This is a genomic window from Rhizobacter sp. P2_G4 (genome assembly GCF_056403575.1).
This window is the reverse complement of the sequence record NZ_JBFUFG010000002.1, coordinates 1,238,563-1,258,000: the sequence shown is the minus strand read 5'-3', so window position 1 is coordinate 1,258,000 and position 19,438 is coordinate 1,238,563. Positions and strand designations below refer to the sequence as shown.

Below are 19,438 nucleotides of genomic sequence, written 5' to 3'. Positions count from 1 at the left end.
CCCCATTCCACCGCCGCGATGCCCCTAAGTGCCGACGACTACCGCACCGCCTTCGATCTCGCGCCGGTGGGCCTGGTGCTGTCGCGCAACCGGTTGATGCTCGATTGCAACCAGCATGTGCTGGACATGTTCGGCGCCGCCCGAGAGCAGCTGCTGGGCCAGTCCTTCGAGGTGCTCTATCCCACGCACGCCGAGTTCGAGCGCACCGGCCAGCGCATCGCGGCTAGCCTCAACGCGAACGGCTGGTACGCCGACGAGCGGGTGATGAAACGGGTGGACGGCCCGAAGAGCGGCGAGTTGTTCTGGTGCCATGTGTCGGGCCGAGCGCTGGACCCGACGCAGCCGCACGCCGCCGGCATCTGGTCGTTCGAGGACCTTTCTTCGCATCGCCAGCTCAAGACCGAACTCACGGCGCGCGAGCGCGAGATCGTGGCGCTGCTCATTGATGGGCTTACCAGCAAGCTGATCGGCAAGCGCCTGGGCATCAGCCCACGCACCGTCGACGTCTATCGCGCGAGGCTCATGCGCAAGTACGGCGCGGCCACCACGCCGGATCTCGTGCACAAGCTGCTCAGCGTTTGATCTCGCCGGCAGCCGTGCTTCGAGCGCTCAATCCCGGCTGACACCCAGCTCGGCGTATAGCTTGTCGACCAGCGCTTTCAAATCCTGAATCTCCCGCTGCATCGTTAGCTGCTGCGATTTGATGGCCGCCAGCTCGCTGGCTGCGACGAAGTCTTCCGACTGCGCAGCCACGGGCATCGCCGACACGTCGACGGCTCCGCACAGCAGGTGTGTCCATCGCGCCTCGCGTGCGCCTGGCGCACGGGGCAGCTTCATCACCAAGGGACCGCCCTTCTCTTCAGACCGCGCGGCCAGTTCGTCGAGAAAGGCCTCGACCGACGACACATCGGCGAAGCGGTGCAGCCGATCGGTGTTGGCGCGCAGCTCCGAGCTGGTCTGCGGCCCGCGCAGCATCAGCACCGCCAACACGGCCACCGACTGCGACGGTAGCGCCAGTGCGCGGCCCATGTTGTGCTCGTAGCGTGTCACACGTGAGCCGCTCGACTCGAACACCAGGTGCAGCGCCTTCAGCGCATCGGCCGCCACCTGCACCTCGGCCTCGGTGGCGTTCATCACCGGGTCGCGCGTGGTCTTCTGGTTGCAGCCCGAGACCAGCGAGTTGAGCGACAGCGGGTAGCTGTCGGGCACGGTGTGGGCCTTCTCGATGAGAACGCCCAGCACACGCGCTTCGAGCAGAGACAGCTCACGCATCAGACGGCGAACCCGTCGTCTGCCTGGATCACCGCGCCATTCACGAAGTGGCTCTCGTTCGAGCACAACATCATCAGCACGGCGTCCAGATCCTGTGGCTGGCCGACGCGCTTTCGCGGCAGCATGCTGATGAGCTTCTGGCCCTGATCGGTCTGCCAGTGGTGGTGGTTGATCTCGGTGTCGATGTACCCAGGGCAGATCGCGTTCACGTTGATGCCGTAACGGCCCCACTCCAGCGCCATCGCGCGCGTCATGTGAACGACCGCCGCCTTGCTCATGCAGTACACGCCGATCTGGCCCAACACCTTGAGCCCCGCCATCGATGCGATGTTGACGATGCGCCCACCGGTGAAGGTGCCCGGGGCCGAGCCCTTGGCGCGCGCCAACATGCGCTTGCCCACCTCTTGCGCCACGAAGAAGGCGCCCTTGGTGTTGGTATCCATGACGTAGTCGTAGTCTTCGGGCGACACGTCGGTGAGCTTCTGCGTGGTGCTCACGCCCGAGTTGTTGACCAGGATGTCGATCGTGCCCATCTCGGTTTCGGCGTGGGCCACCGCGGCCTTGATGCTGTCGTGGTCCGTCACGTCCAGCGTGACCACGTGGGCGTCGCCGCCCGAGGCTTCGATCTCTGCGCGCAAGGTCTTCAGGCGTTCGACGCGCCGGCCGGCCAGCACCACGGCAGCACCCGCAGCCGCCAGCGTCTTGGCGAACTGCGTGCCCAGTCCGCTGGAGGCGCCAGTGACGAGCGCCACGCGGCCGGACAGATCAATGGTGTAGGCCATGTACTTCTCCTCAAGGGTTCGAATGTTGCGATGAAGATAGCACGCGCATTTGCGCAACGCGCCGCTTCTTCATCAGCGGATCAGAGAAAAAGAACGATCGTTCTTTTAAGCCTCTGCGCCACTTAGAATGCCCGGCAAATGTTCATCGAAGGAGACTGCATGACCCCCGCCGAAATTCTTGCCCAGTACGGTCCGCGCGAAGCCATGGAATACGACGTGGTGGTGGTCGGCGGTGGCCCGGCAGGCCTGGCCACGGCGATTCGGCTGAAGCAGCTCGCGGCCGCACAAGGCAAGGAAGTCTCTGTCGTCGTGCTGGAGAAAGGCTCCGAACCTGGCGCCCACACGCTGAGTGGCGCGGTGATGGACCCGAAGGCATTAACGGAACTGCTGCCCAACTGGAAAGCCGACGGCGCACCACTGAACCAGCCGGTCACCGACGACAAGCTGCTGTGGCTGACGCAAGGTGGTGCGTTCGACACGCCGAAGTTCCTGATCCCGAACAACTTCCACAACGAAGGCAACTACATCGTCGGGCTGGGCAACGTCGTCCGCTGGCTCGGCCAGCAAGCCGAGGCGCTGGGCGTTGAAATCTTCCCCGGCTTCACTGCTGCCGAGGTGCTCTACAACGACGACGGCTCGGTCAAGGGCATCGCCACCGGCAACCTCGGTGTCGGCAAGGATGGGCAGCCGACGGGCAACTTCCAGCTCGGCATGGAGCTGCACGGCAAGTACACCGTCTTTGCCGAAGGCTCTCGCGGCCACCTCGGCCGCCAGCTCATCGCCAAGTACAAACTCGACCAGGGCAAGGACCCGCAGACCTTTGCACTGGGCGTGAAGGAGCTGTGGGAGATCGACCCCGCGAAGCACCAGGCCGGCCTCGTGATCCACACCGCCGGCTGGCCCATGAAGAACGACACCTACGGTGGCGGCTTCATGTACCACCTCGAAGACAACAAGGTGACGCTCGGCCTCGTGACCGGCCTCAACTACAGCAACCCGTACCTGAGCCCGTTCGAAGAGATGCAGCGCTGGAAGACGCACCCGCGCATCAAGGCCTTCCTCGAAGGCGGCAAGCGCATCAGCTACGGCGCACGCGCCATCACCACCGGCGGCATCATGAGCCTGCCGAAGACGGTGTTCCCCGGCGGGGCGCTCGTCGGCTGCGACGCCGGCTACCTCAACGGCGCGCGCATCAAAGGCAGCCACGCGGCCATCAAGAGCGGCATGCTGTGCGCAGACGCCGCCTTCGCGGCCCTGCAGGCCGGCCGCCAGCACGATGAACTGGCTGAGTACCCGGTCGCCTTCGACAAGAGCTGGCTGCGCACCGAGCTCGAGGGTTCGCGCAACTTCAAGAGCTGGTTCAAGTTCGGCAACCTCTTCGGCGGTCTGATGGTCGGCATCGAACACTGGCTGTTGCCCCGCCTGGGCTTCAAGGCACCGCCGTGGGCGATCCACCGCGACAAGCCCGACCACCTGTACCTCAAGCCTGCCGCCGAGTGCGAGCAGATCACCTACCCCAAGCCCGACGGCAAGATCACCTTCGACCGGCTGAGCAGCGTGTTCGTCAGCAACACGAACCACGAAGAACACCAACCAGCTCACCTCACGCTGAAGGACAACAGCGTGCCCGTGGCGATCAACCTCGCCAAGTACGCCGGGCCCGAGGCGCGTTACTGCCCCGCAGGCGTGTACGAGTTCGTGAAGAACGAAGACAACACCGATCGCCTGCAGATCAATGCGCAGAACTGCGTGCACTGCAAGACCTGCGACATCAAGGACCCGACGCAGAACATTGTGTGGGTGACGCCTGAGGGCGGCGGCGGGCCGAATTATTCGGGGATGTAATTCGTCATCTGTTAGGGCTGACCGGCGCGCCTGCTGGTAGGCAGAAAAGGCGTCAACGCGAGGCGGCAATCACAACGACAAGCGCCCCACCACCTCATCCCCAATCGCCAAACAAGACGTCAACCCCGGCGACTCGATCCCAAAAAGATTCACCAATTCAGCCACACCGTGCTCCCCCGGCCCTTGAATCAAAAAGTCAGGCGCCGGCTCAAAGCGTGAATGAATCTTCGGCCGGATTCCGCTGTAGGCCGGTTGCAAAGAGCCGTCCGGCAACCCCGGCCAGTACCGCCGCACATCGGCATAAAACCCTGACGCCCGCCCTGGGTCGACGACGTAGTCCAGCGGCTCGGTCACGTCGTCGGGCAGCCACTCCACATCAGGCCCGAAGCGGGCTTGGCCACCCAGGTCGAGCGTGAGGTGCACACCGAGCCAGGCGTCCCGCGGCAAGGGATAGACCAGGTGTGAAAACGGTGCCCGGCCGACCAGCGCGTAGTAGTTGCCCTTGCTGAAATGCGCCTGCGGCACGAACCTTTCATCCAGGACTTCGGTTGCCGCCGCGAGGCGGGGCGCCCACAGGCCGGCTGCGTTGACCACGATGCGCGCGGCAAGCTCCATCGGCTCGTCACCACCGACCTGCAGCAGGTGCTGCCCTGCTCCGCGCGCGATGCGCAACACGGGTGACGACAGGGCCACGTCACCACCTGCACGCTGCAGGTCGCCTTGCAGCGCCAGCATCAGGCCATGGCTGTCGATGATGCCGGTGGATGGCGACAGGATCGCACTCACGCAGGCCAGCTGCGGCTCCATCGCGAGCGCCTGCGCAGCGCTGAGCTTTTGCAGATCGTCTACGCCATTGATTGCCGCCTTGGCCATCAATTGATCGAGGCCAGCCAGCTGGCTTTCGTCGGTGGCGACTATCAGCTTGCCGCAGCGGCGGTGCGACACGCCGTGCGACTCGCAGAAGGCATAGAGCTGCCGGCGGCCCTGCACGCACAGGCGCGCCTTCAGCGAGCCAGCGGGGTAATACAGCCCGGCGTGGATGACCTCGCTGTTGCGCGAGCTGATGCCCGTGCCGATGGCGTTCTCGCGTTCGAGCACCAGCGTTTCGAGGCCTCGCTGGGCCAGCGCGCGGCCGATGGCCAGGCCGACCACGCCAGCACCCACCACCACCGCATCGACCTGTTCCATCAACGGGCTCCGTGCATATTGCTCGTCCTATTCTGCGACAGGCGCCGTGGGTTTCGCGGCAGGACTACCATGTCGGGAACGGGCCGGCGCGGCCCTTTTCAGCGCAACCCATGATCGAGAAAGTCTTAGCCGCCATCGTCCTGGCCATCTGCCTGGTGTTCATGGTCCGCCTGCTGGTGGGTGTGCGCCGGCGGATGAAGTTCGACGCCTGGGCGCGCGGTCTGTGGAACCGGGTGCGCGACCTCTACCGTTGGCGCGCCTCGCGCAAGACGGCCGAGCGCGTGGCCGAAGAAGCCATTCGCCGCGCACGCGAGAACGGCACCTGGGAAGGCAACGTCTACAAGCCCAAGTCGTTCAAGCGCCCGCCGCGCGACAAGCTGCACTGATCGCTCAGAAGGCGCGGCCCACGGCCAGGTAGCCGCGCGTTCCCTTGGGCTCGTCGAGCCCGCGAGCCACGCCCAGGCGCACTTGCAGGCCCAGCGCGTACATGACCTTGAGCTCGCTCAACAGCTCGACCCCCACGCCACGCTGGTAACGCACCGGGCGGCGCCCTTCGTCCCAGGCGCCGCCGATGTCGAAGAACGCGGCGGCCGATACCCTGTTCACACCCACCGCGGGCACCATGAAGTGCTGGTCGACGTCAGCGATCGGCGTGCGCCATTCGATGGTGGTGACGCGCGCACTGGCACCTCGCAGCGCGGCCTCATCGCCACGGTAGCCGCGCAGCGTGATGTCGCGGTCATCGAGCGTCGGGCCAAGTTGCAGTTGGGAGTCGACGGCACCGCCGAGCTGGTAGCGCTCGGTGAAGCCGCGCGCATAGGCCTCGGTGTGCCGCAGGGCGAGCACGGTGCGGCCGAGCGGCAGGTAGGCGCGCCAGTCGAGGCGCAGCACGCTGCCGTCGTAGTCGTTGCGGCCGCTGCGTGCGAACGGCTTGTAGCTTTCGTAGAGCAGCGTCGCGTGCTGGCCGCGGTTGCTGCCTTCGGACCACCAGTTGCCGCCGCTCGTGTCGTAGTCGATCAAGGCGGCGACCAGGCGCTCGTCTCGCGGCGGCGAACCGCTGGTGAACTCGGGGTGGACACGCTCTGACTTGTCGAGCGCGGCGCCCACACCGAAGGTGATGCGCCGGTCGAGCCGAAGCCAGGGGAACACGCTCAGCCATTGCGCGCTGGTGTTGCGGTCGTAGCTCTTGATGTCTTCGTCGCCGCTGTCACCCGTCCAGGCCCGTGCAGTGAGGTCTCGCTGAAAGGTGAAGAGGTGCTGGTTCTGGTACAGGTACTGGAAGCTGCCCAGCGCCTCGTGCTGAGAAGTCTCGTACTGCACCGAGGCCGCGTACTGATGCCAGCCCAGCACGTCGGAGCCGAAGGTGCTGGCGCCGAACGCCGTCAGTCCGCGGTCTGACGTGGCCACCGGCCACCAGGTGCGCGGGTACATCGAGCGCAAGGGCTGGTACGAGCGCGGTTCGCCGAGCGGCGCGGTCATGCTCGGTGCGGGCACGCTGGCGGGTGCGGCGGTGACTGCGGCAGTGGACTGCAGCGCGGTCGTCGTGGCCATGCGGCGCAGCTCGTAGCCGCCCGGCGCCACGACGGCCATCACCAGCGAGCCGTCGGCCTGCGTACCGCTGTGGGCGAGCACGCGCGTGTAGGTGTGGCTAAGCTTCACCAAGGTGCCATTTTGCAGGCGCCAGACATTGAAGACACCGTCGCGCACGGCGATGAACTCGAGGCCGGCAGCGCCGTGCTGCAAACCGTGCACGGGCGCGTCACTGGTGAACAGCAGGCGCGGCGGTGCCGCCGGCTGGCTGAGATCAAAGGCTTCGACACGCCAGTCGCCGCGGCGCTTGCTGACCACGCTGACCTGCTTGCCATCTGGCGAGGCAGCCAGGTCGACCAGGGTGACCTCCGCAGGCGGCGCCCACAGCACACGTGGCTGCTGACCTTGCACATCGAGCTGCACCAGCCGCGTCATGCCCTCACCTTGCTGCAGCGCGACGATCGAGTCGCCAGCCTGCACGGCATGGCGTAGGCGAGCGCAATGCGTCAGCTGCTTGAGCGAGCCGCTGGCATCCATGCGGTAGATGTCGAAGGCGAGGAAGCGCCAGTTGCAGACGTCGGGTTGCGCGATGAGCACCTTGCCGTCAGTTGAAACATCCAGCTCGGCCGCGCTGTTCACGTCGGTGAGGGTGGTCTGCTGGCCGTCGGCCGAAAACTTCATAAGCTTGGCGTGGTGCAGGCCGTCGTCGATCACGGCGAGCGTGCCGCCGGTGGGCAGTGCAGCCACCGAACCGATGCCGAACAACGGGCCAATGATCTTGTCGCCAGCGGCTTCGGGCGTGCGGGTCAGGCCCTGCTCGCGCTCCTGCACCTGCTGCTTCAAGTCGACGAGGAACTCATCCCAGAGCACGTCCATGGTCTTGCCGGTGGCTTCGCGCGGGCTGGTGTGCAGGCGTGGCCAGAACGGCGGGTTGCCGCTGTAGCGGTCGACGGTCTTGTAGATCGCATCTGGCCCGTATGTGCGGGCCAGGAACTCGAAGAAGTACGAACCGTACAGATAGGCCTTGGACGTAGGCAAGGCGCGGCCATCGGCATTGATCTCGCGCAGCGAGAGGAAGCCGCTCTTGGCCTCTGCACGCAACCACGCTTCGAATGCCGGCCCGCGCAGGCGACCGCGGCCGGTGGCGGAGTCGCTCTCGTTGTAGACGGCGAGCCCCTCGATCGCCCAGCTGGGCTGGAACACATTGGGGAAGAAGAACGGCTGGCGGCCGAAGATGGTCTGCAACACGCCCGGCACGCCGCGCACCTTGTCGAGCTGCACGGTGTGGGTGAATTCGTGCGTCAGCAGCAGGTCGAGCCAGTCGCTGTTGTCGAGCAGTTCGCCCTCGTCGGGCGGCGCCAGGAACACACCGATGATGCTGTAGGGCAGCGGTGTCGAGAAGCCGTTGGGCAAGTCGAACTGATCGATCAACAGAATCTCGGTGCGCCCGCGCGGCTCCCAGCCCAACGCCTGCGTCACCTTCGGGTAGGCCCGCTCGGCCGCCTGCGCCACGCGCTCGGCTTGGGAGCGCCATGCCGACCGGTAGTTGACGCGGAAGTGCGCGCTGTCGGCACTCTGCCAATCGGGGGCAGGCTCGATGCTCTGGGCTTGGGCGGTGCCGGCAAACCAGCAGCAAGCCGCCAGGGCCAGGGTCCGAATCAACGACATAGCTTCTCCATGCGATCGGCCCACTCAGGCCGGCCGCAAGGGTACCGCACGCAACGTCAGGGAATCACTGTCGCGCGCCCATCGCCGAGCAGGTGCGAATGGCAGTCCTTCTGGGCCTGGTCGCAGTTCTTGACCCAGACCTCGACGATCTCGGACTTCCAGCCGTTGAACCAGTCGCCGTGGCCGGAGTAGCCGGCCGGCTTGCTGAGGTCGTAGTCGTCGGACGACAAGCGCCAGTAGCGCGTCTCGCCGCTCACCTTCACCTGGTAGAGGATCTGGTACGCGATCTGCGGGATGGCGACCGGGTGGCTCGACGGGCATCGGCCCGAGTTGTTGCGCCGCACGTCCACAGGGTTCGACATGTGGCTCTTGTGATCGGGTGAGTCGAGGTTCACGCCATCCCAGCACTGAGGGAAGTCGACACCCATGATGAGCCACGAATCACCGCGCGCCGGGCAGTCGGTCGGGATGCTCTTCTGCCAGTCGCTGTTGCCGCCGTTCCATACGCAGGCGTAGCTCACGCCGACGCTCGGCGTCTCGGGCTTGCCCGAGGCATCGCCGGCGATCATGCGCAGGCCTTCGGGCATGGGTTGGATCATGCCGGGCGCGACCGAGTAGCCGGTCTTGTAATAGAAGTTGGACTCGAACATCGGCGCCAGCGGCGCACCGGTGCGCGTGTCGATCATCGTCGGCACCCAGTACGCACTGCGATTGATCGTGCCGCCGCGACAGGTGCTGTTGCCGCTGGTGGCGATGCTCTTCGCCGTGGAGTTCGCGTCGATGCCGGTGTTGCCGAAGAAGGTGTGCAAGTGGCTGCGGCCCGGCTGCCCAGGGAAGACGATCGGGTCGTCGAATGACATCTTGGCCATCTGGCAACCGGTGCGGAAGGCGCCGATGTCGGACGGTGGCGCGACCTCGGTGGTCGGGATCAGCATGTCCTTGGTCCAGCCGCCAGGCGGGTTCTGCATCGGCTTGGGAATGAGGTTGAGGTTGATCTTCACCTGGCCGATGGCTCCCGCCACCGGCGGCGGCAAAGTACGTGTGGCCACTGTGGGTGTGGATACGTTTGCCTTCGAAGCCGCCGCATCTGCAGCAGCCGGCGCCTCGGTGCCAGCGGCTGCAGATGCGGCATCGCCAAACTCGACTTCACAGGTCTTGGCACTGCCGGGCCGCGGGTCGGCGCTGAAGAATTGCACGGTACAGGTTCCGCCCCCGCTCGTCGATTCGGTGACCCACACATCGGCCCATGCCACACCAAACCTCACACGCTGCGTACCCTCGACGGTGAAGCGCTGGCCCTCGGTCGCGATCTGCTTCCACTTCGTCGGTGGCTGGGCGGACGGCGGCGTTTGCGCAACCGCCAAAACCGGCAGCACAGTGGTGACAAAAGCGATGGCGGAGCGGTACTTCATAGGCGAGGATTCCTTTGTAGTGAACAGGCTATCAGCCCGCGAGAAATTGCGAAGTGGTACAGCCCTTGTCCCTGCCAAGGAATCCACGCCGCCAATGCAAACGGCCCCCAGATGAGGGGGCCGTTGATCTCGCGTTGAGCGGCTCAAGTCACGCCGGAGCGGTGACCTTCCCTTTGCCGCCTGCTCGCCTGGAGGGCGCCCTACCCTCAGAGCCAGACGGCTGGTGCGGCGCGGCCACCGACTCGCCAGTTCGCGTGGCCACGGGAATCAGCCTGACCTCATACGGCAACGATGGGTTGGCCCATCGGGCGACGATGACCTGGTGCAGCGACTCGATCTGTTCAGCGACCCTGCAACCCACGGTGGCAAAGAACTCTGCGTGCTCATTGGCGAGATCGGTACGCCCCAACAGCACCACACTGAGCCGCGAGGGCACGTCGATGCCGGCATCTGACATGAGGCGACGGAACTTCGCACCGTCTTCGATGCCCCACGCCACCAGCGCCGTGATCGGCGCCTGTTCAGGAGAGGCCAGAAGAGCCTTGATCTTGCTCACCAATTCTTCTTCGTAGCCGTCGCCCGGGAGTCGGGAGACGGTGATTGCCTCGATGCCGACGTTCGGAAACGCGTCTTGAAGATGACGAAACCTGCGTAAGCCGAGTTGATTCGCAAGAAAGGGGTGATCGGTCGTCGCAAAGCCAATGCGGCTATGCCCGCCCTCGCGCAGCATGGCCACAGCGGCAGCCAGAGGTTCGCCCCATTCCAGGCCAACCGTTTCGACGTCTGCCCCAGCAAGCGCGACACCGTCCACCGCGATCACATCGCATTTGTCTCTGAGCGAAGCCAGCAGGTCGATGGTGATGGTCTTGAAGGACGACTGAACCACCACCGCGTCGAAGCGCGGCAAGCCCTTCAACACCGTGCGTGCGTGATCAGGGTCGGTGTATGAGACCTCGAGAACGCGCTGCCCTTCGGCCGTGAAGCGGCATTGCAAACCATCCATGAGCGCGCGGCCCCGCGCAATGCTGATGGAGCGTCGGAGCAACAGGACGGACCGCACCTTCTTCGACGAGGCGTTCAGGAGGGTGGCCGCCGGACCACCTTCGCCCCGAAAGTAAGTTCCCCGCCCAACCTCTGCCGCGATCAAGCCACGCTCTTTCAAGCTGCGCAGCGCCCGCTGCACCACCATCTGCGAGATGCCGAACTGACGCATCAGATCGCGGATGGGCGGAAGGCGGTCTCCGGGTCGCGCCTCTCGGGCGAGGGACTCGAGGAAGTGCTCAAGATCAGAAGCTGCAGCATGCATACTCATACAATACAACACATTCGCCGGCGTGCGCGTTAGCCCGCTGGCGATGCACTGCAGAGGCGCCTCTGACCCGGGCGACGAAACGCTAACTTCTGCTGCTGACACGTTCGACCGTGAGGGTCGTCAAGGCTGCTGACTCGCCAACATACGACGCGGCGTCAAGCGCACTCAGCACATCCTCCGGGAATTCTTCTGAAGCCCACTGCGCATGCTCCTTGATCGCCTGAGCAAACGACACGCCCTCTGACTGGGAACGCTGAGCTGCCTCGTAAAGCAAGCGATGCGCTTGATGCCGACCCATGTATCGGGTGAGGCTCATCATGGCGGCCTCTGAAGCAATCAGGCCCTGCGTCAACTCGAGGTTGCACTGCATGCGCTCCGGGTGAACCATCAGGCCACGAGCCAACTTGGCGAGCGTCTCCGTGATCGAAGCAGCGAGCACGGCGATCTCTGGCAGCAAGGTGTCGCTCACGTTGGTCGCCGAAGAATCGCCTTCGTCCATGCGCACCATGGCTTCAAGCGCCATGGGCGCACGCCCGCGCAGCATGCGGCACAGGCTCACCAGCTGAAGCGCGGTGGAAGGGTTGCGCTTCTGAGCCATCGTCGAACTGCCGACCTTGCCGAAGTGAAACGCCTCTGCAACCTCGCCAATCTCGGTGCGCTGCATGAACACCACGTCCTGTGCAATCTTTTGGGCTGTGGCGGCAAGCATCGCCAGCGCGGAGACATAGTCATTCACGCGGTCGAACGACGAACGCATTGGCAGCCCGGCCGGCAAGAGCCCCAGCTGCTCGGCCATCCGCACTTCGACTTGGCGGCCCGTGCTCCCCACGGCCGCAAAGGTGCCGATGGCGCCGCCCATGCTGGCGGTGAAGGAAGCGGCCAGCCTGTCACGGATCCGCGTGCGATCCCGGTCGAGTTCATCGATCCAGCCTGCGAGCTTGAAGCCCAGTGTCATCGGCAAAGCGTGCTGGCCGTGGGTGCGACCGGGCATGACGGTCGATCGGTGCGCCAACGCCAGTTCGCACAGCGCAGAGATGGCAGCGTCGAGCTGCTTGACCACCAGCCTGTGCGTCTCCCGCATCTGCAGCGAGTTGGCCGTGTCGAAGATGTTCTGGGTCGTCGCTCCCCAGTGGAGAAATCCTGCAGCCGGCTCGCCGCACAGCGCCTCAAGCTGATGAAGCACGGGGACGAGCGGATGCTGCGCGTGAGCAATCTCTTCCGCCAACTTGCCAGTGTCGAAGAAGCGGGCCTGCGCTTTCTCTGCAATCCGAACGGCAGCTTCTCGCGGGATGAGCCCCAGGTCCGCCTGCGCGCTGGCCAAGGCCGCTTCGACGTCCAGCCAGGCTTGCAAGGTCGCCACGTCACTCCATACGCGTTTCGCGTCTGTACTGAACCAATGGCCGGTGATGAAGGAGTCAAACATGCTGGTGGTCATAAGTCTTCCATTTCGGTCGCGTCAACTTTCGGGACGATACATATCGCATTGACTTCTCTGCTCAGGGTTTTTCATTAAACAATGTGTATTTTAATTCAATACATAATGTACCTACCTGCTCGATTGCAGTCAGAGACAGCAAAACATTTGGAGACCGACTTGGATACACGACGTTCATTCCGAACTGGCGTCTTCAGTGCAGCGAGCCGCGCTGCACTGGCAACCTTCGTCGCAGCGGCCGCTGTCGAGTCCGCGGGGGCTCAGTCCTCAGTGGGCATCTACGGAATCATCGATCAGGGAGTCGTCAAAGCGAACGGCGGCACCACACCTGGGGCCATGCTTCCCGGCCGAGGCGCATCACCGGATGTCTGGACCGTGAAGGCCGGCAACACATCGCGGCTCGGGTTTCGCGGTCAGGAAGACCTGGGTGACGGCGCCTACTCCCGCTTCCAGATCGAGCATCGTTTCGCGGTGGACACCGGTGCCTCGAGCAATGCCAACGTCTTCTGGCTCGGCCGCTCGGTCGTCGCCGTCGGAAGCCAGACCCTGGGCGAGGTTTACGCCGGGCGCGAGTACTCCGCGGCGTATGCGGTCGCGCTGAACGCCGACCCGACGTACTGGAGCTACGTGAGCCAGACCGGTTCGGCCTACACCTACGCGAACTACACGCCTGTCGCCACGACGGTCGAGGCGTCGAACATTCGCTGGGCGAACACCGTGGGCTACAAGACGCCGGCCTGGGGCGGCTTCAGCGCAGAACTGGCCACCGCATTGGGCGAAGGAACGCGCAAGCGCGCCACGTCGGGCAACGCCCAGTTCAAACAAGGCGCGCTGTGGCTCGGGTTCGGCTTTGACCGGCTCGATTCGGCGACGAACCTCGCGCTCGTGGCTGCCGGCTACGACTTCGGTGTGGTGTACCCCAAGGCCAGCTACAGCCGCGCCGAAGGTGGACTGAACGGCGATGCCACCTCGTTCACCGTCTCGGCGTTGGTACCGTTCAGCGTGGGCCGCGCTTTCGTTTCGTATGGCAGCCTGCGCCCCGCCAACCATCGCGACTCGAAGATGGTCGGCGCAGGCGCTCAATACGATTTGAGCAAGCGCACGCTGCTCTACGCCAACCTGGGCTCCGCCAAACAAGACCAGTTCACGCGCACCACGGCGTTCGACCTGGGCATCAAGCACACCTTTTGAGCAGGAGCAGCCATGAAGTCCAGATTGTTCGACACGGTGGCGGGCCTGCTGGCCGGCCTGCTCGTGACCGTCTCTGCGTCGGCCCAGTCCGACAAACCCGTCTCGCTCGTCGTCGGTTATTCCGCAGGAGGCAGCGCCGATTTCGTGGCGCGCGTCGTGGGTGAGGAGTTGTCGAAACGGCTCGGCCGGCAAGTGGTCATCGAGAACGTTGCCGGTGCCAGCGGCATGCTGGCAGCGCAGAAGGTCATGTCCGGGCCAAGCGACGGGAGCGTGATTTACATGGGCGGCACCGACTCGGTTCTGGTACCGATGATCAATCCCAAGGCAAAACTCGATTGGGAGAAAGACCTCGTGCCGATCGGTCGCACGACCACCGTTCCGATGATCTTCGTGGTCCCATCGGACTCGCCGTACGCCACGCTTTCCGACATGGTCAAAGCGCTGAAAAAAAGCGGCAAAGACAACTTCGCCTACGCGGTTCCCGGCATCGGGACGATGCAGCACCTCTACGGCTCGCTGATCAACAAGCGGGCCAACCTGCAGATGGTGCACGTGCCCTACCGTGGCGGCGCGCAGATCGCGACAGACCTGGTGGGGCACCAGATCGACGCCGCCGTGCTGGTGCTCTCGACTGCCATGCCGTTCTTGAAGGACGGCTCCATCAAGGCGCTGTCGGTCTCTGACGCGGTGCGGTCGCCTCAGTTGCCGAACGTCAAACGCATCGGCGAAGAAGAGGGTTTCCAAGGCACGGCCTTGCCGCTGTGGCAGGGCCTGTTCCTGAAAGCCGGGACGCCGCCGGCGATCGTCTCCGCCTACGAAAAAGCACTGCTGGAAGCGCTCGGGTCGCCTGAGGCGCGCGTGAAGCTCGCCGACGCTGGCGTCACCGTTGCCCCGATGAAAGGGCAAGAGATGAAGGCCTTCATCAAGCCCCAGGCGGACCTGTACCGCGACATCGTTCGTGCTGCGAAGATCACCATGGACTGAACGTCCACTTGGAACCGGCTCAGTGTGGAGGCAACGAGTCAGCCCGCATCTGGGCACCCCGCCCCGATGTGTGCGGCCTCGTCGTTGCCTGATCCGGACGATCAACTGCTGGCGCGCTCCCAACCGCGGCGCACTGCGTCCTTGAAGCGCTCCCACGCGCTGCCGGGGTAGCGCTGCTCCCAATCGCTGCGCGCGCCGCTTTCGATGGCGTCCCAGTCGCGACCCGAGTAGCGGTCGTCTGCCGCGAGCGAATGGCCGTAGCGATAGGCCGGCTCATAGTCAGCGTACTGACCACCTGCCGATGCGTAGCGGGTCTGGTAGTCAGAGCGGAAGTCGCTGTCGAACTCCTCGAACGGGCGTCGCACTGAAGTGCCTGTGGCAGCGGCGCCTTCACCGCGCTCGAAGGGCTCCACCTTGACCTCGGTTTCGCGCACCGTTTCCTGGATGTCCTGGGAGCGGGTGGACGCGTCCTTGCCGACGACCACCTCTTCCACCACGCGTGCGGTCTTCTGCACCACCGGCCTTTCGGCCGTCTCCTGGACTTCGATGGTGCGGTCTTGCAGCGACGCCATGTCGGCCTCGGTCACCGGGCGATCGACCGGGCGGCGCTCGACACGGGCATGCTCTTCGCGCAGCTCGATCGACTCGTTCACGGGCCGCTCCACCGTGCGCGAGTAGACGCGAACGCCGCCCATGTCCACCACGCGCTTGCCGACCTCCACGTCTTCCCGCACCACCGGGATCACCTCGTCACTGGCCGAGCCGCGTACGGATTCCGATGCAACCGAACGGGTCGTTCCAGACACCGCGTTCGAGGCGGTCTCGCTGCGCGCAACCGATTCCGAGGCAGACGCAGAAGATGACACGTCATCTTCCGAACCGACGCTGCCACCATCGCTGACTGGCGACACGCTGGGCCGCGACGACGACCCCGTCTCGGGGACCCAACCGGCCTGGCGCCACTCGGCAACCCGTTCTTCGATGTTCACAGCGCCGGCCGCCTGAAGGGCCTCACGTGCCAAGTCGACCTTGGGCTCGTCCTCCACATCAACGCGCACGATGGTGCCGCCTCGCTTCACTGCCTCGGCATAGGTGCTCAAGTGCTCGTCAGAGTCCCTCTCATCGTCTGACCCGAAGATGCCAGCGAAGAAGTTGCGGATGCCTTCGAGCATGCCGCCGGATTCGCGACGGCCGTCCGTGTCGGTTGCCGCCGACTCGAGTTCATCTCCGTCGGCGCCGGTGAGGTGAACGCTGTCGGGGCCGAAACCGCTGTCCTGAAGCCGTGCGGCCGCTTGCCGCGCTGCCTCGTACCGATCGAATACGCCTACTACTGTTTGTCTCATCACATTCTCCTGTGGCTGCCTTGGAAAATGCGAGCCGGAGCTCGCGCCTGGGTGGGACGATGAGCGGCCCGTCACGGCGCTGCTTGCATCGTCGTCGAAGGGATCGACCACGCGCCACGTGCCGTCTGGCGCCTGGCGCTCGACCACGGCGCGCTGCTCGCGAAGCTGGACGTCGCCCGCCAGCGGCCGGGTCGCTTGGTGCATGTGCAGGTGGATCTCTTCCGTCAGCACGAGCTGGCGGCGCAGCACAAGCTGCTCTTCATAAACCGGTACCACGAGGGTGTCTCCGTCGCGCCAGACATCACGCATGGCGTCGACGGGAACGCCCCGACGAACGCGGCTGACGGCAACGCTTCGCGATGTCGCTTCGCCGATCAGCGTGTGCACACGGTCCGTGGTCTCGACACGTACCCGAAGGGCGCCAGTGCGCTCTGACTCACGATCGACGTGCAGCGCTTCGGAGACGACAGGGATCACGCGTGCATCGCCTGCTGTCAGCTCTGAGGCCGCTGAGTCGATCGAGGATTGGGTTGCCATGGGTACTGCCGGTCTGCAGCAGATTGGGCAAGGCCCGTTCCGCGCGATGCAGTTCTTTGGCAGGGCTTTCGGCCGGGCATCGGCTGTCCGATCACCTGCAGGACGAACGTGCTTGTTGGTAGTCGCAGCGACGATTGCAGCAACTCCTTCCACCCTGCCCCTGAACGGCACGCGTGGCCTTCACGAAGAGGTGGATGAAGAGATGGAGGTCGGCTGGGGTTACTCCGTAGCTGCTCAGTGCCGACGACTTTGCAGCCGACGTGACGGCCAGCGCATCGGCTGTCACGGCGCTCGCGCCGCGCCGACCGCTACCAGCTGTATCGCATGTACACCTGTGCCGCTGGCACCAACGTCCGCTTTGCGGGGGCGGTCGCCACGCCTTCGGTGCCGGTGGCCAGTGACGACGCGAGCCTGGAAGGAACCAGGGGTGCAACGCCAAACTCGATGCGTTGTTCGCCGTTGAGAGGGCCCACCATCGCCAGTGCTCGCGCGCCCGTCGGGTTGCCCCTTGCGTCCAGGGCTGGAGCGGGCACGTTCTCGAGATGCCACTGGGAGGGGCGTTGCTTGGGGGTCAGCGCATTGAGTCCCAGGTGAAGCGGCTTGGGGCTGGCCTCTTTCGGCGCCGGTGGCGTCTTGGCCGGCTTGGCTTTTCGCTTGGCGGCCTTGGCAGGCAGCGGCTTCGCCGGCGTCGCCTCAGCGGCCTGAACGCCTGCAACGGGCAGCAGCAACGCCATACACATCACAACCACCCACCTCGCCACAATCGTCCTTCCAGGATTGGTTCCGCCTGTTGCGAACGACTCTGCCGCCCGGCCTTCGCAGTCGGGTTGCAAGAAGCGGTCCTCACAAAAAAGGTCACGGAACCTGCCTGGCACTGTAGGTATGGACAACCGGGACCGCCATACGGTGTCGGCTGGTAAGCGGGTCAGGCAACTTCTGACAAATTCCGGCGGTCGCATGCCACGCCGGGGCCACCAGACGGCCGCAACGCCCTCCGCTCAGCGCGCCGTTGCTTTGGCGTCCACCAGAAGCCCGTCCAGCAAGGCCTTGAAGGCCTTCACCGCGCGCTTGGACGTGGCGGCCGGATTGTCAGAGTGGGCGATCCACTGGGCCGCATGCAACGCGGCTCCGCTGAGCAGGCGGGCAGCACCTTCTGGGTCGACGTCGATGATGAAGCCTTCGCTTTTCAGCCTTCTGAGGCTTTCAGTCATCGAGCGGTTGCATTCGCCCTGCGAAGGCCAGGTCGACGGATCACCCAGTACTGCGGGACCGTCGCGCATGACGATGCGCTGAATCTCCGGCTCCAGCGCCATCTCGATGTAGGCGATGTTCTCGTCGACGAAGCCGCGCCAGGGGTCCTTCGCCTTCGCAGAGATCGCATGCATGCGCTGCGACATCTCGGCGTCGATCTCGGCGATGACGGCTTGCAGCAGGCCCTTCTTGTCACCGAAGTGGTGATAGAGGGCGCCCCGTGTCAGGCCAGCAGCAGACGTGAAGTCGTCCATCGAGGCACCCGCGTATCCGACCGAGCCGAACGCCTGGCGCGCCGCCTGAATCAGCTTCGCTCGCGTTTCCGCAATCATCTCGTTGCGCGGTCTGTGCGCCATCCGTTCTTCTCCTTGACATACGCGGTGTATCTAATTTGACATACGTTCCGTATGTTACTACGATTCACATACGGCTCGTATATATGTCGTCATCGCCTCGAAAGCAAGGAGTTTCAGATGTCCAACCCCTACAGTGAGATATTCAAGGTGCCCGGCGCCAAGGGTTTCGCCGCGGCCGGCTTCATCGCTCGCCTGCCCATCGCCATGGCGACGATCGGCATCGTCGCCATGCTGTCCCAGACCCACGGCGAGTACTGGCTCGCAGGCGCGGTCTCCGCCACCTTCGCCTTGACCAACGCACTCGTCTCGCCGCAGATCTCGCGTCTGGTGGACCGGCTCGGCCAAGCCCGCATCCTGACGCCGGCGACGGCGCTTTCGCTGGCGGGCTTCACGGGTCTTTTGGTGGCAACGCGTTTCGGCTGGCCGAACTGGGCGCTGTTCGCCTTCGCGCTTGTTGCCGCCGCGATGCCCAGCATGCCTGCCATGGTCCGGGCACGCTGGACCGAGCTCTACCGAGACACCCCCAAGCTCAACACCGCCTTTGCCTTCGAGTCGGTTGCAGACGAACTCGTCTACATCGCGGGGTCGACCCTGGCCGTTGGCCTCAGCGTCTCCTTGTTCCCGGAGGCCGGCCCGCTCGCCTCGACGCTGTTCCTCGCTGTCGGTTCGGCCGCCTTCATCTTGCAGAAGAGCTCCGAACCGAAGGTGCAGCCCATGGCCCGGAGCGGCGGCGCGCATGCCATTCGACTGCGCCCCGTCCAGATCATCACCTTTGCGCTGGTTGCCATCGGCGCGATCTTTGGTACGGCGGAGGTGACTGTCATAGCCCTCACCGCTGAATTCGGCAACGCGGCTGCCGCCAGCCTGGTGTTGGGCGGCTATGCCGTCGGCTCTCTCTTCGTCGGCTTGTTGTTCGGCGCCTTGAAGCTCAGAACGAAGCTCTCGCGCCAGTTCGCAACGGCAATCGCCATCGCAGCCGCAACGACGGTGCCGCTGCTCTTCGTGGGCAACATCCCGATGCTTGCATTCGCGCTGTTCGTCAGCGGTGCGGCGATCTCGCCCACCTTCATCACGGCTTTCGGGTTGGTGGAACGCCTGGTCCCTGCCGCCAAGCTCACCGAAGGCATCACCTGGGTGATGACCGGCATCGGCATCGGCATGGCCGTCGGCTCGTTCGCGTCTGGCTGGGTCATCGACACCTTCGGCCCAGGCCAGGGATTTTGGGTATCGATCGCGGCTGGCGGCGTTGCCATCGTGACCGCACTTCTTGGGCAGCGAAGCCTCACGGTTTCGCAGCCTGGTGGCGACAGGCTCCCTGCACTTTCGTGACTG

At 64.9% G+C, this 19,438-nt stretch carries 16 protein-coding genes; 6 read left to right on the top strand and 10 right to left on the bottom strand.

What is annotated here, in order from left to right:
* Positions 1-18: 18 nt before the first annotated feature.
* Complete coding sequence (locus AC1DYS_RS12235) at positions 19-582, top strand: helix-turn-helix transcriptional regulator (RefSeq protein WP_477899638.1); 564 nt, start codon at positions 19-21, stop codon at positions 580-582.
* 27 nt (positions 583-609) lie between these two features.
* On the opposite strand, the gene AC1DYS_RS12230 is transcribed toward AC1DYS_RS12235, so the two are convergent.
* Together AC1DYS_RS12230 and AC1DYS_RS12225 are read right to left on the bottom strand one after the other, a co-directional pair.
* Positions 610-1,272, bottom strand: coding sequence for a YceH family protein (locus tag AC1DYS_RS12230; protein ID WP_477899329.1), 663 nt, complete (start codon positions 1,270-1,272; stop codon positions 610-612).
* Entirely contained in the window at positions 1,272-2,054 is a 783-nt protein-coding gene (locus tag AC1DYS_RS12225; protein ID WP_047485783.1) for an SDR family oxidoreductase, read from the bottom strand. Before AC1DYS_RS12225 ends, AC1DYS_RS12230 begins: the two co-directional genes overlap by 1 nt.
* Before the next feature lie 159 nt (positions 2,055-2,213).
* Between AC1DYS_RS12225 and AC1DYS_RS12220 the strand changes: the two genes are divergently transcribed.
* Complete coding sequence (locus tag AC1DYS_RS12220) at positions 2,214-3,899, top strand: electron transfer flavoprotein-ubiquinone oxidoreductase (protein WP_477899327.1); 1,686 nt, start codon at positions 2,214-2,216, stop codon at positions 3,897-3,899.
* Between the two features lie 69 nt (positions 3,900-3,968).
* Here the strand turns inward: AC1DYS_RS12220 and AC1DYS_RS12215 are convergent, their stop codons facing one another.
* The gene (locus tag AC1DYS_RS12215) at positions 3,969-5,087 is read right to left on the bottom strand and encodes an NAD(P)/FAD-dependent oxidoreductase (protein ID WP_477899325.1); all 1,119 of its coding nucleotides are present in this window, start codon (positions 5,085-5,087) and stop codon (positions 3,969-3,971) included.
* Between the two features lie 110 nt (positions 5,088-5,197).
* Between AC1DYS_RS12215 and AC1DYS_RS12210 the strand changes: the two genes are divergently transcribed.
* A complete protein-coding gene (locus tag AC1DYS_RS12210; protein WP_477899323.1) occupies positions 5,198-5,473 on the top strand; it encodes a hypothetical protein in 276 nt (91 codons plus the stop codon).
* 4 nt (positions 5,474-5,477) lie between these two features.
* Here AC1DYS_RS12210 and AC1DYS_RS12205 read toward each other — a convergent pair whose 3' ends face one another.
* The 4 genes from AC1DYS_RS12205 to AC1DYS_RS12190 all read right to left on the bottom strand — a co-directional run bounded on the left by AC1DYS_RS12205 (position 5,478) and on the right by AC1DYS_RS12190 (position 12,432).
* A complete protein-coding gene (locus tag AC1DYS_RS12205; RefSeq protein WP_477899321.1) occupies positions 5,478-8,285 on the bottom strand; it encodes a hypothetical protein in 2,808 nt (935 codons plus the stop codon).
* 56 nt (positions 8,286-8,341) lie between these two features.
* A complete protein-coding gene (locus AC1DYS_RS12200) occupies positions 8,342-9,697 on the bottom strand; it encodes a DUF1996 domain-containing protein (protein ID WP_477899319.1) in 1,356 nt (451 codons plus the stop codon).
* 148 nt (positions 9,698-9,845) lie between these two features.
* Positions 9,846-11,003 (bottom strand): GntR family transcriptional regulator, encoded by a 1,158-nt coding sequence (locus tag AC1DYS_RS12195; RefSeq protein WP_477899636.1) that lies wholly within the window; start codon positions 11,001-11,003, stop codon positions 9,846-9,848.
* 88 nt (positions 11,004-11,091) lie between these two features.
* A complete protein-coding gene (locus AC1DYS_RS12190; RefSeq protein WP_477899317.1) occupies positions 11,092-12,432 on the bottom strand; it encodes a class-II fumarase/aspartase family protein in 1,341 nt (446 codons plus the stop codon).
* A 93-nt stretch (positions 12,433-12,525) separates the two neighbouring features.
* On the opposite strand from AC1DYS_RS12190, the gene AC1DYS_RS12185 reads away from it, so the two are divergent.
* Entirely contained in the window at positions 12,526-13,635 is a 1,110-nt protein-coding gene (locus tag AC1DYS_RS12185; RefSeq protein WP_477899315.1) for a porin, read from the top strand.
* Between the two features lie 12 nt (positions 13,636-13,647).
* Positions 13,648-14,619, top strand: a complete 972-nt coding sequence (locus AC1DYS_RS12180) for a Bug family tripartite tricarboxylate transporter substrate binding protein (protein ID WP_477899313.1) — start codon at positions 13,648-13,650, stop codon at positions 14,617-14,619.
* Positions 14,620-14,720: 101 nt separating this feature from the next.
* On the opposite strand, the gene AC1DYS_RS12175 is transcribed toward AC1DYS_RS12180, so the two are convergent.
* From AC1DYS_RS12175 to AC1DYS_RS12165, 3 genes are all read right to left on the bottom strand, one after another.
* Entirely contained in the window at positions 14,721-16,499 is a 1,779-nt protein-coding gene (locus tag AC1DYS_RS12175; protein ID WP_477899311.1) for a DUF2382 domain-containing protein, read from the bottom strand.
* Positions 16,500-16,807: 308 nt separating this feature from the next.
* Complete coding sequence (locus tag AC1DYS_RS12170) at positions 16,808-17,233, bottom strand: hypothetical protein (protein ID WP_477899309.1); 426 nt, start codon at positions 17,231-17,233, stop codon at positions 16,808-16,810.
* A gap of 264 nt (positions 17,234-17,497) precedes the next feature.
* The gene (locus AC1DYS_RS12165) at positions 17,498-18,106 is read right to left on the bottom strand and encodes a TetR/AcrR family transcriptional regulator (RefSeq protein ID WP_477899308.1); all 609 of its coding nucleotides are present in this window, start codon (positions 18,104-18,106) and stop codon (positions 17,498-17,500) included.
* A gap of 117 nt (positions 18,107-18,223) precedes the next feature.
* On the opposite strand from AC1DYS_RS12165, the gene AC1DYS_RS12160 reads away from it, so the two are divergent.
* Positions 18,224-19,435 (top strand): MFS transporter, encoded by a 1,212-nt coding sequence (locus AC1DYS_RS12160; protein WP_477899306.1) that lies wholly within the window; start codon positions 18,224-18,226, stop codon positions 19,433-19,435.
* The last annotated feature ends 3 nt before the right edge of the window (positions 19,436-19,438 follow it).

Coding starts and splice junctions, on each gene's coding strand:
- AC1DYS_RS12235 (WP_477899638.1), top strand. CDS start 19: ATGCCCCTAAGTGCCGACGACTACCGCACCGCCTTCGATCTCGCGCCG.
- AC1DYS_RS12230 (WP_477899329.1), bottom strand. CDS start 1,272: ATGCGTGAGCTGTCTCTGCTCGAAGCGCGTGTGCTGGGCGTTCTCATC.
- AC1DYS_RS12225 (WP_047485783.1), bottom strand. CDS start 2,054: ATGGCCTACACCATTGATCTGTCCGGCCGCGTGGCGCTCGTCACTGGC.
- AC1DYS_RS12220 (WP_477899327.1), top strand. CDS start 2,214: ATGACCCCCGCCGAAATTCTTGCCCAGTACGGTCCGCGCGAAGCCATG.
- AC1DYS_RS12215 (WP_477899325.1), bottom strand. CDS start 5,087: ATGGAACAGGTCGATGCGGTGGTGGTGGGTGCTGGCGTGGTCGGCCTG.
- AC1DYS_RS12210 (WP_477899323.1), top strand. CDS start 5,198: ATGATCGAGAAAGTCTTAGCCGCCATCGTCCTGGCCATCTGCCTGGTG.
- AC1DYS_RS12205 (WP_477899321.1), bottom strand. CDS start 8,285: ATGTCGTTGATTCGGACCCTGGCCCTGGCGGCTTGCTGCTGGTTTGCC.
- AC1DYS_RS12200 (WP_477899319.1), bottom strand. CDS start 9,697: ATGAAGTACCGCTCCGCCATCGCTTTTGTCACCACTGTGCTGCCGGTT.
- AC1DYS_RS12195 (WP_477899636.1), bottom strand. CDS start 11,003: ATGCATGCTGCAGCTTCTGATCTTGAGCACTTCCTCGAGTCCCTCGCC.
- AC1DYS_RS12190 (WP_477899317.1), bottom strand. CDS start 12,432: ATGTTTGACTCCTTCATCACCGGCCATTGGTTCAGTACAGACGCGAAA.
- AC1DYS_RS12185 (WP_477899315.1), top strand. CDS start 12,526: ATGTGTATTTTAATTCAATACATAATGTACCTACCTGCTCGATTGCAG.
- AC1DYS_RS12180 (WP_477899313.1), top strand. CDS start 13,648: ATGAAGTCCAGATTGTTCGACACGGTGGCGGGCCTGCTGGCCGGCCTG.
- AC1DYS_RS12175 (WP_477899311.1), bottom strand. CDS start 16,499: ATGGCAACCCAATCCTCGATCGACTCAGCGGCCTCAGAGCTGACAGCA.
- AC1DYS_RS12170 (WP_477899309.1), bottom strand. CDS start 17,233: ATGGCGTTGCTGCTGCCCGTTGCAGGCGTTCAGGCCGCTGAGGCGACG.
- AC1DYS_RS12165 (WP_477899308.1), bottom strand. CDS start 18,106: ATGGCGCACAGACCGCGCAACGAGATGATTGCGGAAACGCGAGCGAAG.
- AC1DYS_RS12160 (WP_477899306.1), top strand. CDS start 18,224: ATGTCCAACCCCTACAGTGAGATATTCAAGGTGCCCGGCGCCAAGGGT.